Genomic DNA, 13,611 nt, shown 5'->3' with positions numbered 1-13,611 from the left:
CACATCGGACGGCTCCGCGCCGGTGCTCCGGACCGCATCGTCGCAGGACGGACCGGGGTCGGGCGCGCCGCCGCCGTCGCACGATCGTAGGGTTCCGTGCCGTGGGCGTTCGATCTTCGACGTGGGTGACCGCGGTCCTCGTGCTGCTGGCCCTCACGGCCGTCGGGACCGTGGTCCCCGCGCCGGTCGTCGCCCTCGGGCCCGGCCCCACCTTCGACACCCTCGGCGAGGTGGAGGGCACGCCCGTCGTGTCCGCGGAGGGACTGCCGACCTACCCGACCACGGGTCACCTGAACATGACCACCGTCGGGGTGACCGACGGGATCTCCACGCTGCGGGCGCTGGGCCTGTGGGCCTCGGGGACCTACCGGCTGGCGATGCACTGGTCGCTGTACCCGCCGGGCGAGTCCACCGAGCAGGTGACGCAGGCCAACCAGCAGGAGTTCGACGGGTCGATCGCGAACGCCGAGGCCGCGGCACTGAACCACCTGCGCCTGCCGACCCGGGTCACCGTCGGTGCGCTGACCGCAGGCTCCCCGTCGGCGGGGGTCCTGGAACCCGGCGACGAGATCCGGTCGGTCGGCGGGACCCCGGTGACCTCGGTCCAGGGTCTGCTCGACGCGATGGGGGCCGCACGCCCCGGCCGGCCGGTCACCCTCACGATCCGCCGCGGGGACAGCGCGCCGCGCGAGGTCACCGTGACCCCGGCGGGCCACCCGGACGACCCGGAACGCGCCTTCCTGGGCGTCACCCCCGCCACGTCCCCGGCCGAGGGGCAGCGGCTGACGATCACCCTGGGCGACGTCGGCGGCCCCTCGGCCGGGCTGATGTTCAGCCTGGCGCTGGTCGACAAGCTGACGCCCGGCCCGCTGACCGGCGGCCGGTTCGTCGCCGGTACCGGCACGATCGACGCCGAGGGCCGGGTCGGGCCGATCAGCGGCATCCGGTTCAAGATGCTCAAGGCGCGCGAGGTCGGCGCCGGGACGTTCCTGGTGCCCGCCGCGAACTGCACCGAGGCCGCCGCGGACGCTCCCGACGGGCTGCAGCTGGTACGGGTCGGGACGCTCGACGAGGCGGTCGGCGCGCTGACCACCCTCGACACCGGCGGTACGCCCGCCGGCTGCTCGTAGTTCCCCGATCCGCTCGGAGCGAACACGGCCCCACCAGGCCCGATCCACCTGCAGTCGGGGCGGCGACGCCCCCCCGGCCCCGCGTACGGTGGACGCCATGAGCGACGTCCCCTTCGGCTTCGGCCCCGCCGACCGTGACCGCGACCGCGAGCCCGGCGACCAGCCCGACTCGGGTTCCGGCGACGCCTCCGGCAAGGACGGGGGTACGTCGGGCAGGGACGGCAAGGGCGAGCACGAGGGCCCGAAGGACCCGTTCGGTTTCGGGCCGCACCCGCAGTCCGACGACCCCTCGGGGGCGTCCGGCGGCGGCGCCCAGAACCCGTTCGCCGCGTTCGGCATGGGCGGCATCCCCGGCATGCCGGGGATGCCCGGCGGGGGCCAGTTCGACATGAGCCAGCTCGGGCAGATGCTGTCCCAGCTCGGTCAGATGCTGTCCGGCAGCGGCTCCGGCGACGGCGGCCCCGTCGACTACGAGCTCGCCGCCCGGATCGCCACCCAGCAGCTCGCGCAGTCGACGTCGTCGCTCACCGACGCCCAGCGCAGCGGGGTCTCCGAGGCCGTGAAGCTGGCGGAGCTGTGGCTCGACCCGGCGACGTCGTTCCCCTCCTCCGGCGGCGAGGTGAAGGCCTGGACGCCCTCGGACTGGGTGCGGGCGGGCATGCCGACCTGGAAGCGGCTCTGCGACCCGGTGGCGACGCGGCTGTCCTCGGCCTGGGTCGAGGGGCTGCCCGAGGAGGTCCGCGGCGCGGCGGGCCCGATGCTCGGCATGCTGGGCAAGATGGGCGGGATGGCGTTCGGCAGCCAGCTGGGCCAGGGCCTGGCCCAGCTCGGCAAGGAGGTGCTGACCTCGACCGAGCTCGGCATCCCGGTCGGCCCGGAGCGGGCGTCCGCGCTGCTGCCGGAGGCCGTCGCCCGGTTCACCGAGGGGCTGGACCGCCCGGCCGGCGAGGTCACGCTCTTCCTCGCCGCGCGGGAGGCCGCCCACCAGCGGCTGTTCACCCACGTGCACTGGCTGCGCGAGCGGCTGCTCGGCGCGGTCGAGGAGTACGCCCGCGGCATCACGGTGGACACCTCGCGGATCGAGGAGCTCGCCCGTGGGATCGACCCGTCGAACCCGGAGTCGATCCAGGAGGCCATGCAGTCGGGCATGTTCGAGCCGGAGGACACCCCGGCCCAGAAGGCGGCACTGGCGCGGCTGGAGACCCTGCTTGCCCTCATCGAGGGCTGGGTGGACACCGTCGTCGCCGAGGCGCTGACCGAACGGCTGCCCGGCGCCGAGGCGATGCGCGAGACGATGCGCCGCCGCCGTGCCTCCGGCGGGCCCGCGGAGCAGGCGTTCGCGACGATCGTCGGGCTGGAGCTGCGGCCGCGGAAGCTGCGGGCGGCCGCCGACCTGTGGAAGCTGCTGGGCACCGAGCGGGGCATCGAGGGCCGCGACGCGGTCTGGGCCCACCCGGACCTGATCCCCTCGGCCGAGGACCTGGACGACCCGGCCGCGTTCGTGCGCGGCGACGCGTCCGGCGGTGCCGTCCCGGACGACCCGATCGCCGAGCTGGAGCGCCAGATGGCGGCCGACGCGGAGAAGGAGCGGGCCGAGTCGCCGGAGGACCCGCCGGCCGAGGACCCCGACGGCGAGGACGGGAAGACCTCCTGAGCGCGGCTCAGGTCCCGGTCGCGCGGACCGGCTCCATCCCGGGGCCGGTCCCGCCGAACCCGCCGACCTCCCGCTCGCCCACGGGCCCGTCGGTCCCGTCGGCGGTGTCGGGGTCGCCGTCGACCCCGGTGATGCCGAGTTCGGCGGCGGCGTTGAGGCCCTCGAGGTAGCCGATGGCCCGCTCGGTGCGCGGATAGCGGTGCACCCAGGACCAGAAGACCTCGTCGTGCGCGGCGGACAGCAGGTGGGCCAGCTCGTGGACCAGCACGTAGTCGACGACCCAGCCCGGCGCGTCCCGCAGCCGCTCGCTGATCCGGATCGTGGCGTCGTCGGGGGTGCAGGACGCCCAGCGTGTGCGCATGACCGGCACCCACCGGATCGACGAGGGCCGCGCGCGCCCCTCCAGCCAGCGGGTCGAGAGCTCCTGGCCGCGGCGCATCAGGGCCTCGTCGTTGTTGCGGCCCGGCGAGCGGCGGCGGGCCTCGCTCGCCTCGACCCGCTTGACCATCTCCGCGACCCAGTCGCGTTCCTGCTCGGCCGACATCCAGCCGGGGATGAACACGACGAGCCGTTCCCCCTCCCGCCGGGCACTGACCATGCGCTTCCGGCGGGCGCTGCGTCGGACCTCTACCGGGGGACTCGCCATGGGTCCAGGGTAGGCCGCCCCGGTTCGCGCGTGCGAACGGCGCGGACGCGTTCGGCTCCCGTCGCCGGGCGGTGCGGGCACCGTGGCGCCGGTGACCGGACTGCCCCCTCGCCTCGTGCTCGCCGCCCACCTCTCCGTGTCCGCGGCCGGGCCGCGCGGCCGCCGGATCGGGTCGGCGCCGCCCCGGGCCCGGCTGCTGGAGGACCTGTCCGCGGCCGCGGTCGCCGCGGTGGACCGGCTCGCCGCCGGTCCGTGCCCGACCGACGCGCTCACCCACGGCGACGACGAGGTCGCGGTGCTGCTCGCCGTGCTGTGGCGGGGCGGGCTGCTCGCCGACGCGGACGTCGAGGACCGGGTGCGGCGGCGCAGGCAGAGCACGCTGGTGGAGGTGCGCGGTGACGACGCGCTCGCCGTGGGGGTCGTCACCGGGCTGGCGATGGCCGGGATCGGTCAGCTGTCTCCGCAGGTGAGCGGGGTGACGGGTGCCGACGACATCCCGGCAGGGCTGCCGGTGGGACCGGGCCGGGACCGCGGTGCCCGGCTGCGGGCGTTCCTGCGCGACGGCGGCGTCGACACCGATCCGCCCCGGCGGGTGCCCGCGGACCTGGTGGTGCTCGTCGGCGACGGGCCGGTCCCGCCGGAGGGCCCGGTGGAGCATCTGTTCGTGACCCTGCGCGACGGCTGCGGCGTGGTCGGGCCGCTGGTCCTGCCGGGACGCGGGCCGTGCGCCGCCTGCGCCGGGGTGCCCGGCGCGGCCCGCGGAAGGTCGTCGGCGGCGCCGCACGTCCTGGTCGCGACGGCCGCCGTCGCGGTCGGCCAGGTGCTCGCCGCCGTCGACGGGCCGGTCCGCGGTGGCCGGCCGCCCGCGTCGTGGGGAGCGGCGCTGGAGCTCGATCCGGAGGCCGCGACGGTCGTCACCCGGCCGGGCTTCGTACGGCCCGGTTGTCCCTGCGGCACAGCGACTGCGGGGGTACCGGACGGCGCACCGGGGTCCACCGCGCCGTGCGCGACTCCCCCGCCGGGGTGGACAATCACGGTGTGAGCGACATTCCCCGACGAACCGCCTCGCGCACCGCCAAGCTCGCCGGCCTCCCGCTCGGCGTCGCCGGACGTGCCGCAGCGGGGTTCGGGCGCCGCCTCACCGGTGGCGACCGCGACGAGATCGCGGCCCAGCTCGCGGCCAAGAGCGCCGAGCAGCTGTTCGAGGTGCTCGGCGAGCTCAAGGGCGGCGCGATGAAGTTCGGGCAGGCGCTGAGCGTGTTCGAGGCGGCCGTGCCCGACGAGTACGCCGAGCCCTACCGCGAGGCGCTCACCAAGCTGCAGTCGGCGGCGCCGCCCATGCCCATGACCGACGTCGACTACATGCTCACCCAGCAGTTCGGGCGGTCCTGGCGGTCCCGGTTCTCCGACTTCGACGAGACCCCGGCCGCCTCGGCGAGCATCGGCCAGGTGCACCGCGCGGTCTGGAAGCGCGACGGCCGCGAGGTCGCGGTCAAGGTGCAGTACCCCGGGGCCGAGGAGGCGTTGCGCTCGGACCTGCGCCAGCTCGGGCGGATGAGCCGGATCCTGCAGCCGCTGGTCCCCGGCATGGAGATCAAGCCGCTGGTCGCGGAGCTCAAGGACCGCATGGAGGAGGAGCTCGACTACCGGGACGAGGCCGCCTACCAGCGCGAGTTCGCCGCGTTCTACGAGGACGACCCGGACGTGAAGATCCCGCGCGTGGTCGGATCGGCACCGAAGGCCGTCATCACCGAGTGGGTACAGGGCCGTCCGCTGGCGTCGGTCATCCGCGAGGGCAGCCGCGAGGAGCGCGACCACGCGGGCAACCAGCTCGCCCGGTTCCACTACTCGGCGCCGGACCGCGCGCACCTGCTGCACGCCGACCCGCACCCCGGCAACTTCGGGATCCTCGACGACGGTCGCCTGCTCGTCCTCGACTTCGGCGCCGTCGCGCGGATGCCCGACGGCATGCCCCCCGAGCTCGTCACGATGACCAAGTACGCGCTCCACGGGCGCAGCGGTGACCTGATGGCCCTGATGCGCTCGGCCGGGTTCGTCCGTGACGGCGCCCGGATCGACTCCGAGCAGATCCTCGGTTACCTCGCACCGTTCACCGAGCCGTTGGGGACCGAGTCGTTCCATTTCAGCCGCCGGTGGATCCAGAAGCAGGCCGAGCGGGTCGGTGACCTGCGCAGCCCCGAGGCGGCGATCGGACGGTCGCTGAACCTGCCGCCGCGGTTCCTGCTCGTGCACCGGGTGACGATGGGGACCGTCGGCATCCTGTGCCAGCTGGACTCCCACGTGCAACTGCGGGAGATCGTCGCCGAGTGGCAGCCGGAGATGTTCGAGCCGGACGCCCCGACCGGCTGACCCGTGCCCGTCACCCCCGTCCTCCGGGCGGGGTGTCCTCTCGTGGCTGTGCTCCGCTCACCGCTGCGCAGCAGCCGGCCCGCGCCGCGACCGCCCCGGGGCCCGCGGGTCAGGAACGGACGCGGAGCCCGTCGAGCATCCGGTCGAGCGCAGCCCGGGCCGCGGTCCGGTCGGCCTCCCGGGCGCCGCTCCGATCGCGGTCCCACCCGCCGGCCGCGGGGGCGGCCCCGGACGGGCCGGCCCCGGTCCCGGAGCACTCCCGCTCGGCGGGGCCGGGCTCCGCGAGCCACATCGCGAGCTCGTTCATCGCCCCCGACAACAGCCGGGCCAGCGGCTCCACCGGCTGGACCGCCAGCTCCCCGCGCTCGACCAGGTCGGTCAGCGCCTCGGCGAGGTGTCGCCCGGACGCGTCGGCGTCGAGCTCGCGCCAGCGCGCCCAGCCCAGGACGGCGGGCCCGTCGACCAGCATGATGCGGGCCGCCGACGGCTCCGTACTGGCGTCGAGGAACGCCCGGCACCCGGCGACGAGCCGCCCCCACGGGTCGGGTACCGCCTCGGCCGCGTCCACCACGCGGTCCGCGACCCGGCCCGCCACCCGCTCCAGGACGGCGGCGAAGAGCGCCGCCTTGCCGTCGAACTGGTGATAGAGCGCCCCCTTGGTCACCCCGGCCCCGGTGACGACCGCCGGCAGCCCGACGGCTCCGTACCCGTCGCGGGTGAACAGACGCTCCGCCTCGTCCAGCAACGCCTGCCGGGTCCGCTGACGCTGGTCCGACCGGACTCCCACACACACCTCCGTCGTTGACGTACCGATGGTACGTCAGTACGTTTCGCGTACTGACGGTATGCGAAATGGGAGGGTGCCGTGCTCCACAGCTGCTACCCGGTCCTCGCGACGGCCGACGTCCCGGCCGCCCGCGCGTTCTGGACCGGCCCGATGGACTTCGAGATCGTCTTCGACACCGACTGGTACGTCAGCCTGCGCCGCGGGCGCTTCGAGCTGGCCGTCCTCGACCGGGACCATCCGACGATCCCCGCGGCGTACCGCGGCCGGTCGGCCGGCGGGATGCTGGTGAACCTGGAGGTCGACGACGTCGACGCCGAGTGGGACCGCCTCGTGGTCCACGGCGGCCTGGAGGCCCTGCTGCCGGTGCGCGACGAGGACTTCGGGCAGCGGCACTTCGTCGTCGCGGGGCCGGACGGGGTGCTGGTCGACGTGATCACCGAGATCGCACCGTCGGCCGACTTCGCCACCGCCTTCGCCGGCACCGCGGCGCCCTGACCCGGGGGTGTTGCGCGACGGTGAGCAGAGCAGGAGCGGGGTGCGGCCCCTCCCCGCCGGCGGGTCCGCAGGCCCCGGACGCGACGGTGCCCCGCCCGGACGAGGTCCGGACGGGGCACGGTCCGGGCCGGCCGGACCGGCTGCTCGGCAGCCGGGCCGACCGGGTCCGGGACGGGATCAGCCGGCGCGCAGCCGCGCCCGTTCGGCGCGGGAGGCGGCCCAGGACGCGAGCCGGGTCCAGCCGCGGCCCGCGGTGTACCGGCGGGCGAGCCGGTGCTCGGCCGCCACCCGTTGCGCCTCCTGCTGATGGGATCTCGCCAGCGCTTCCTGGATGAGCGTCATCACGTTCTCCTGGTTCACGAGGTGGGACGAGCGGTCGGTGCGGGGGATCGGTCGCACGGCCGGTGCCGGCTTCAGGTCGTTCATGTCTCGGTCTCCTCGGGTCTGGTGGTCGGACGGTGCCGCGGCGCGGGTCGCGCCGGTACGGCTGTGTTCAGCGGCTCGCGGCCAGGGCGAGTGCCCGGTCGCGCTCCAGGTCGGCCTTGCGGGGGCGCCCCCTCGGACGCTTGCGCGGGATCACCCGGCCGTGGTCGAAGATCTCGCCTCCCCACACGCCCCACGGCTCGGCGCGCTCCAGCGCACCGTCCAGGCAGGCCTGCCGGAACGGACAGCCCCCACAGCGGGACTTCGCCTCCTCCAGCTCGGCCGGGGCCTCGGCGAACCACAGGTCGGCGTCGCCGTTGCGGCAGGGCAGGGCCGAGCCACGGCCGGACGGCCCGCTCGGCACCGACCGCAGCCGCACCTCGTCGGGTCCGGCGCCGCCGCCGGACTGTTCGGTGATCATCCCGCCGTCACACGGAACGGATCGCACGTACACGATCGACCTCCTCGATCGAACTTCTCTGCTACTGGTCAGGACCGGTCTGGTCAGAGTGGGTCATCTCTTCGGGACGGAATCAGGGACAAAAAAATCGGGGCCGCGGAACCCGTGTGCGTGGGTTCCGCGGCCCCGATGGGACTCGCTGAGTGCTGAGGGGGTCAGGTACCCCCTCGGCGCCCGGGAACGAACGCAGCTGTGCACTTGTCATCGAAGATCGCGCCGGTGACCGCGACCGGCATGTCGCCCAGCGGGTACACCTCACCCGTGGCGCGGAGCATCGACGGCGCGAGCAGCGCCACCCCCTGGTGGCGACGACGGACGCCGGACTCCGCGGTGACCGCGATGCCCGCGTGGGCGACGACGGTCTGCTCCGGGACGCACACCGGGGCCGGGACGGACGGGGCGGTGCCGATCAGGTCGGTCGTGTCGATCGTGCCCATCTCGTCACCTCCTCCGGTTCCGCCCGCGGTCTCCCGCGCGACGCGTCTGTGTCGGGAGCGTGGCGCTCCACCTGGTGCCGACGACACTAGAAGTGCTGCACACGGCACGGCAACCGATTATTCGAAGTCTCGCCGGAAGTTCACGCAGATCCCTACCGAAGAGGGGGTCGGGCCCCCTCGGCCTCGTGCTCGGCGAGCACCCGGAGCACGTCGTCGCCGTAGCGGTCCAGTTTGGCCGCGCCGATCCCCGGGATGCCGACCAGGGCCGACGGGCCGGCCGGCCGCTGCTCGGCGATCGCGGTGAGCGTGGCGTCGGTGAGCACGACGAAGCCGGGCACGTCCTGCGCCTTCGCCGCGGCCGACCGCCACTGCTTGAGCCGGTCCAGCAGCTCCAGGTCGACATCGGAGGGACAGTCGTCGCAGCGCAGGAGCTTGGTCGCGGTGGTGCCGAACAGCGGGGTGCCGCAGACGCGGCACTTGGGACGGGCTCCCCCGGGCCGACGCTCACCGGCCACCCGGGACGCCGGGTGCGAGTCCGGGATCAGTCCGTACAGGAACCGGGAGCGGCGTCGCTTCGGTCCGCGACCGGAGGCCCGGGACAGCGACCACGACATCGACAGCACCCGCCGGGCGCGGGTGACGCCGACGTAGAACAGCCGGCGTTCCTCCTCGACGGCGGCCTCGTCGTCACCCGCGTGGCCGATGGGGAGGGTGCCGTCGGCGAGGCCGACGAGGAAGACCGCGTCCCACTCCAGGCCCTTCGCGGCGTGCAGCGAGGCCAGCGTGACGCCGTTGACCACGGGTGCCTGCGCGTGGTCGGCGCGGGTGTCCAGCTCCCCGCACAGCCGCTGCAGATCGGCCTGCGGCTCGACGGCGGCCAGCTCCTCCGCGACGCCGACCAGCGCCAGCAGCGACTCCCACTGCGCGCGTAGGGTGGCGCCCTTGGGGGGCTCGTCGGTCAGACCGGCCCGCGCGGTGAGCACCGCGCGCGTGACGTCGACGAGGTCGGTACCCGGCCGCTGGTCCGGGGCCGCGGTACGCAGCGCGATCATCGCCCGGCGGATCTCGGGCCGGTTGAAGAACCGCTCGCCGCCGCGGATCTGATAGGGCACACCGGCGTCGGAGAGGGCCTGCTCGAACGCCTCGGACTGGGCGTTGATCCGGAACAGGACCGCGATCTCGGACGGCTCGGTGCCGTCGTTGATCAGGGTCAGGATCCGGCCCGCGACGGCGGCGGCCTCGCCTGCCTCGTCGTCGTGCTCGGAGAAGTCCGGATCGGGACCGGGCGGCAGCTGCCCGACGAGCTGCAGCCGGGACCCGGCGGGCCGGTTGCGCGCGGCGCCGATCAGCTGGTTGGCACAGCCGACGATCTGCGGGGTGGACCGGTAGTCCCGCTGCAGGCGCACGACCGCGGCGTCGGGGAAGCGGCGCGGGAACTCCAGCAGGTACCGGGGCGAGGCGCCGGCGAAGGTGTAGATCGTCTGGTTCGCGTCGCCGACGACGGTCAGGTCGTCGCGGTCGCCGAGCCAGGCGTCGAGCAGACGCTGCTGGAGCGGGGTCACGTCCTGGTACTCGTCGACGACGAAGCAGCGGTAGCGGGACCGGAACTCCTCGGCGACGCCGCCGTGCTCCTCCAGCGCGATCGCGGTGTGCAGGAGCAGGTCGTCGAAGTCGAGCTGCTCGCTCGCGTTCTTCAGCTCCTCGTACGCGGCGTAGACGGCGGCGACCTGCTCGGCCGGGCCGGGCGTGTCACGGCGGCGGCGGGCGGCCTCGGCCGCATAGTCCGACGGGGCGACCAGTGTCGACTTCGCCCACTCGATCTCGGAGGCGAGGTCGCGCAGCGCATCGGAGTCGGTACCGGCCCGGGCGCGGGCGGCCGCCTGGCCGACGAGCCGCAGCTTGCCGTCGAGCAGCGGCCACGGGCTGCCCCCGACCGTCTGCGGCCAGAAGTAGCGCAGCTGGCGCAGCGCGGCCGCGTGGAAGGTGCGGGCCTGCACCCCGGAGGCGTCGAGCGCGCGGAGCCGGGTGCGCAGCTCCCCCGCGGCGCGGGCGGTGAAGGTGACGGCGAGGACCTGGGTGGCGGCGACGTGGCCCGAGGTCACCAGGTGCGCGATCCGCCGGGTGATCGTGCGGGTCTTGCCGGTGCCCGCCCCCGCCAGGACGCACACCGGGCCGCGCGGTGCGTGCACCGCGGCCCGCTGCTCGGGGTCCAGACCGTCCGCGCCGATCGGGGCCGCCGGGTCCGGCACGGCGCGGGTCGCACGGGCAGGGCGGGCGGTGGATCGGGACGGCACCCACACATCCTGACACCCACCCCCGACGGAACCGGGCCGCCCGCCCCACCCGGCCGGGTACCGGCGGGTCGCCGGGCCGGGAAGAATCCCGCGGACGGCCCCGTTGTACGGGGTATGGCGGACCTGACGATGTACACGACCAGCTGGTGCGGCTTCTGCCGTCGTCTGAATCTGCAGCTCGACCAGGCCGGCATCGGCTACCGCGAGATCGACATCGAGCGTGAGCCGGACGCCGTGGCGTTCGTCGAGCAGGCCAACGGCGGCAACCGGACGGTCCCGACGGTCGTCTTCCCGGACGAGTCGGTCGCGACGAACCCCAGCTTCTCCGAGGTGAAGACCCGCCTCGGGGTCTGACACCTCCCGGATCTCCCACCACGGAGCGCGGCGGCCCGTCACCCGGTACCTCACCGGGGGCGGGCCGCCGCTTCGTGTGCGGGTTCAGCCCCCGGCGGCCGCCCAGGACTCGAGCATGGTGCGCGCGATCGAGACCTTCCCCGGCAGCATGACCACCGGGCCGTCGTCGGGGCCGGGCTCGTCCCGGGTGCCCCAGTCGCCGCGGGCCAGCGCGGCCCGGAGCGTGTCCCGGGTGATCCACAGTGCGTCGGCGATCTCGCCGTCCTGCGGGGTCAGCGGCACGTCCGGGTCGCCGATCGCGTGGAACCCGACCATCAGCGACCGCGGGAACGGCCACGCCTGGCTGCCGAGGTAGCGCACGTCGGACACCGCGATGCCGACCTCCTCGGAGATCTCCCGGTGCACGCACGCCTCCAGCGACTCGCCGGACTCGCCGGACTCGACGAACCCGGCGAACCCGGCGAGCACCGAGTAGCGCCCGGCCGGCCACATCGGCTGGCGGGCGAGCAGCACGCGGTCGGCGCCGTCGTGCACCAGGCAGATGATCGCCGGGTCGGTGCGCGGGTACTCCTCGTGCCCGTTGTCGCAGACCCGGGCCCAGCCCGCGTTGTGCGGGCGGGTGCGGGTGCCGTCGATCGCGCAGAACCGGGCGCGGTCGTGCCAGTTGAGCGTGGCGACCGCACCGGTGAGCAGCCCGGAGCCGAGCGGGTCGAGGAACGCGCCCGCGGCGCGCAGGTCGGCCCACTCCCCCTCGCCGGTGAAGATGTCGCTGTCGGCGGTGCGTTCGGTCCCGACCCGCACCGCCCAGTACGGGACGCCCTCGCGCTCGCCGAGCAGCACCGCCTCGGCGGGCGGCTCCGGGGCGAGGTCGGTGCCCGCGCGGGTGCGGACGTGCCCACCGCGGCCCGCCGCGTCGTCCCAGGCCGCGGCGTCGGTCTCCCGGAACTCCCGGTCCGGCCCGACCTCCCAGTCCACCGGGGTACGGCCGGACTCGTCCACGACGACCACGCGGGCCTCCGCCCACGTCCGGAGCACGTAGTCCGGGTCCAGGCGGCGGTTCTCGTCACGGGAGAGCGCGTTGCGCGACAGCACCGGCTCCTCGGCGAGGGAGAAGTCCCCGGGGCTCATCGGCCGTCCCCCCGGACCACGCCGCCGAGCGCGGCCAGCGGTGCGCCGATCACGTCCGCGTCGCCGACGACCACCCCGGTGAACCGGGTCGGTGCGAACAGCGCGGCGGCGGCCGCGACGACCTCGTCGACGGTGACCTGCTCCAGCCGCCGCGGCCGCTCCCGGAGCCAGTCGACGTCGAGCCCGGTCGCGTGCAGCGCGGACAGGGTGCCGGCCAGCGCGGACTGGCTGTCCAGCGAGATCAGCAGGGAGCCGATCGCGTAGCGGCGGGCCGAGGTGACCTCCTGCTCGGTCGGGGGGACGGCCACCATCCGGCCGAGCTCGTAGCGGGTCTCCAGCAGCGCGGCGGCGGTGACGTCGGAGGCGACGTCGGCATCCAGGCCGAGCACCGCGCCACCGGGCACGAACTCCTGCCCGGAGTGCGCGCCGTAGGTGTAGCCCTTGTCCTCGCGGACGTTCTCCATCCAGCGGGAGGAGAAGTAGCCGCCGAACACGAGGTTCGCGAGCTGGAAGGCGGTGTAGCGCTCGTCGGTGCGGTCCAGGCCGGGCGCGGTGAGCCGCAGCTGGGACTGCACCGAGCCGGGCCGGTGGACCAGCTCCAGGTCACCCGCCCGCGGCGCCGGCGGGGCGGACAGCCGTCGCGCGGGGTGGCCGCCGGACCACCCGCCCAGCCGGCCGGCGACCTGCGCGATCGCGGCCTCGGGGTCGATGTCGCCGACGAGGACCAGGCTCGCCCCGTCCGGGACGACGACGTCGGCGTGCAGCTCCCGCACCTGTTCCGGGGTCACGGCGGCGACGGCCTCGGCGGTCGGCATCTCCGAGACGATCGGGTGGTCACCGAAGCGGCGGCGCATCAGCGCCTCGCGGGCGACCGTGCGCGGCTGCGCGCGGGCGAGGGCGATCCGTTCGGCCAGCCGGGACCGCTCGCGGGCGACCTCGGCGTCGGAGTGGGTGGCGGCGGTGAGGACGTCGGCGAGGACCTCGAGCACCGTCGGCAGCCCGGAGGCCAACGCGGAACCACCCGCCTGCAGGTACTCCGGGTCCACGGCGACGCCGAGCTCCCCGCCGACCGAGGCCAGCGCGTCGTCGATGCCGATCCGGTCACGGTCCGCGGCGCCGGTCAGGATGGTCTCGGCGAGCACCTCGGTGCCCGCGGCGCGGGCGGCGTCGGCGACCGGCTCGGGCGAGCCAGCCGGGATGCGCAGGACGGTCTCCACCAGCGGGACACCCGGACGGCGGGCGGCCAGGACGGTCAGCCCGTTCGGCAGGGTCTCGGTGAGCACGTCCAGCAGCGGCACCTCCTTGGTGCGGCCGAGTGCGGGCAACGGGCGCGGGCCGCGGTCGGTGCGGCCGATCTCCTCCGCGCTGCGGTGGGTGCGGGCGGCGCTCACGCGGAGCCCCCTTCGGTGTGGTTCGCGGTGCCGGGTCGGGTC

14 protein-coding genes are annotated in these 13,611 nt (G+C 75.1%); 6 read left to right on the top strand and 8 right to left on the bottom strand.

Annotated elements, in window-relative coordinates; translation table 11 throughout:
* Positions 1-125: 125 nt before the first annotated feature.
* Together KPF47_RS15270 and KPF47_RS15265 are read left to right on the top strand one after the other, a co-directional pair.
* The gene (locus KPF47_RS15270; RefSeq protein ID WP_224389449.1) at positions 126-1,130 is read left to right on the top strand and encodes a PDZ domain-containing protein; all 1,005 of its coding nucleotides are present in this window, start codon (positions 126-128) and stop codon (positions 1,128-1,130) included.
* A gap of 97 nt (positions 1,131-1,227) precedes the next feature.
* Positions 1,228-2,784 (top strand): zinc-dependent metalloprotease, encoded by a 1,557-nt coding sequence (locus KPF47_RS15265; RefSeq protein WP_224389448.1) that lies wholly within the window; start codon positions 1,228-1,230, stop codon positions 2,782-2,784.
* Positions 2,785-2,791: 7 nt separating this feature from the next.
* On the opposite strand, the gene KPF47_RS15260 is transcribed toward KPF47_RS15265, so the two are convergent.
* A complete protein-coding gene (locus tag KPF47_RS15260) occupies positions 2,792-3,430 on the bottom strand; it encodes a M48 family metallopeptidase (RefSeq protein ID WP_224389447.1) in 639 nt (212 codons plus the stop codon).
* Between the two features lie 91 nt (positions 3,431-3,521).
* Between KPF47_RS15260 and KPF47_RS15255 the strand changes: the two genes are divergently transcribed.
* Together KPF47_RS15255 and KPF47_RS15250 are read left to right on the top strand one after the other, a co-directional pair.
* Positions 3,522-4,472 carry a hypothetical protein gene (locus KPF47_RS15255; protein ID WP_224389446.1) on the top strand — a complete coding sequence of 317 codons (951 nt, stop codon included), beginning with the start codon at positions 3,522-3,524 and terminating at the stop codon, positions 4,470-4,472.
* Complete coding sequence (locus KPF47_RS15250) at positions 4,469-5,800, top strand: AarF/ABC1/UbiB kinase family protein (RefSeq protein WP_224389445.1); 1,332 nt, start codon at positions 4,469-4,471, stop codon at positions 5,798-5,800. Before KPF47_RS15255 ends, KPF47_RS15250 begins: the two co-directional genes overlap by 4 nt.
* Before the next feature lie 109 nt (positions 5,801-5,909).
* On the opposite strand, the gene KPF47_RS39705 is transcribed toward KPF47_RS15250, so the two are convergent.
* The gene (locus KPF47_RS39705) at positions 5,910-6,587 is read right to left on the bottom strand and encodes a TetR/AcrR family transcriptional regulator (RefSeq protein ID WP_308015404.1); all 678 of its coding nucleotides are present in this window, start codon (positions 6,585-6,587) and stop codon (positions 5,910-5,912) included.
* A gap of 78 nt (positions 6,588-6,665) precedes the next feature.
* On the opposite strand from KPF47_RS39705, the gene KPF47_RS15240 reads away from it, so the two are divergent.
* On the top strand, positions 6,666-7,082 hold the full coding sequence (locus tag KPF47_RS15240; RefSeq protein ID WP_224389444.1) for a VOC family protein: 417 nt from the start codon (positions 6,666-6,668) through the stop codon (positions 7,080-7,082).
* Between the two features lie 177 nt (positions 7,083-7,259).
* Here KPF47_RS15240 and KPF47_RS15235 read toward each other — a convergent pair whose 3' ends face one another.
* The 4 genes from KPF47_RS15235 to KPF47_RS15220 all read right to left on the bottom strand — a co-directional run bounded on the left by KPF47_RS15235 (position 7,260) and on the right by KPF47_RS15220 (position 10,651).
* Complete coding sequence (locus tag KPF47_RS15235; RefSeq protein ID WP_224389443.1) at positions 7,260-7,508, bottom strand: hypothetical protein; 249 nt, start codon at positions 7,506-7,508, stop codon at positions 7,260-7,262.
* A 67-nt stretch (positions 7,509-7,575) separates the two neighbouring features.
* Complete coding sequence (locus tag KPF47_RS15230) at positions 7,576-7,959, bottom strand: WhiB family transcriptional regulator (RefSeq protein WP_308015403.1); 384 nt, start codon at positions 7,957-7,959, stop codon at positions 7,576-7,578.
* A gap of 161 nt (positions 7,960-8,120) precedes the next feature.
* On the bottom strand, positions 8,121-8,402 hold the full coding sequence (locus KPF47_RS15225) for a hypothetical protein (protein ID WP_224389442.1): 282 nt from the start codon (positions 8,400-8,402) through the stop codon (positions 8,121-8,123).
* A gap of 152 nt (positions 8,403-8,554) precedes the next feature.
* Positions 8,555-10,651, bottom strand: a complete 2,097-nt coding sequence (locus tag KPF47_RS15220) for an ATP-dependent DNA helicase UvrD2 (protein ID WP_308015417.1) — start codon at positions 10,649-10,651, stop codon at positions 8,555-8,557.
* A gap of 174 nt (positions 10,652-10,825) precedes the next feature.
* Between KPF47_RS15220 and KPF47_RS15215 the strand changes: the two genes are divergently transcribed.
* The gene (locus tag KPF47_RS15215) at positions 10,826-11,050 is read left to right on the top strand and encodes a glutaredoxin domain-containing protein (protein WP_305080434.1); all 225 of its coding nucleotides are present in this window, start codon (positions 10,826-10,828) and stop codon (positions 11,048-11,050) included.
* Between the two features lie 84 nt (positions 11,051-11,134).
* Here KPF47_RS15215 and nudC read toward each other — a convergent pair whose 3' ends face one another.
* Both nudC and KPF47_RS15205 read right to left on the bottom strand, forming a co-directional pair.
* Complete coding sequence (gene nudC / locus KPF47_RS15210; protein WP_224389440.1) at positions 11,135-12,178, bottom strand: NAD(+) diphosphatase; 1,044 nt, start codon at positions 12,176-12,178, stop codon at positions 11,135-11,137.
* On the bottom strand, positions 12,175-13,569 hold the full coding sequence (locus KPF47_RS15205) for a pitrilysin family protein (RefSeq protein WP_224389439.1): 1,395 nt from the start codon (positions 13,567-13,569) through the stop codon (positions 12,175-12,177). The genes nudC and KPF47_RS15205 overlap by 4 nt, the downstream gene beginning before the upstream one ends.
* Between the last annotated feature and the right edge of the window lie 42 nt (positions 13,570-13,611).

Source organism: Pseudonocardia sp. ICBG1293, from assembly GCF_020131355.1.
Taxonomy (GTDB): Bacteria; Actinomycetota; Actinomycetes; order Mycobacteriales; family Pseudonocardiaceae; genus Pseudonocardia.
Note: the sequence above shows the minus strand (reverse complement) of the source record. Positions and strands in the feature narration are given on the sequence as shown.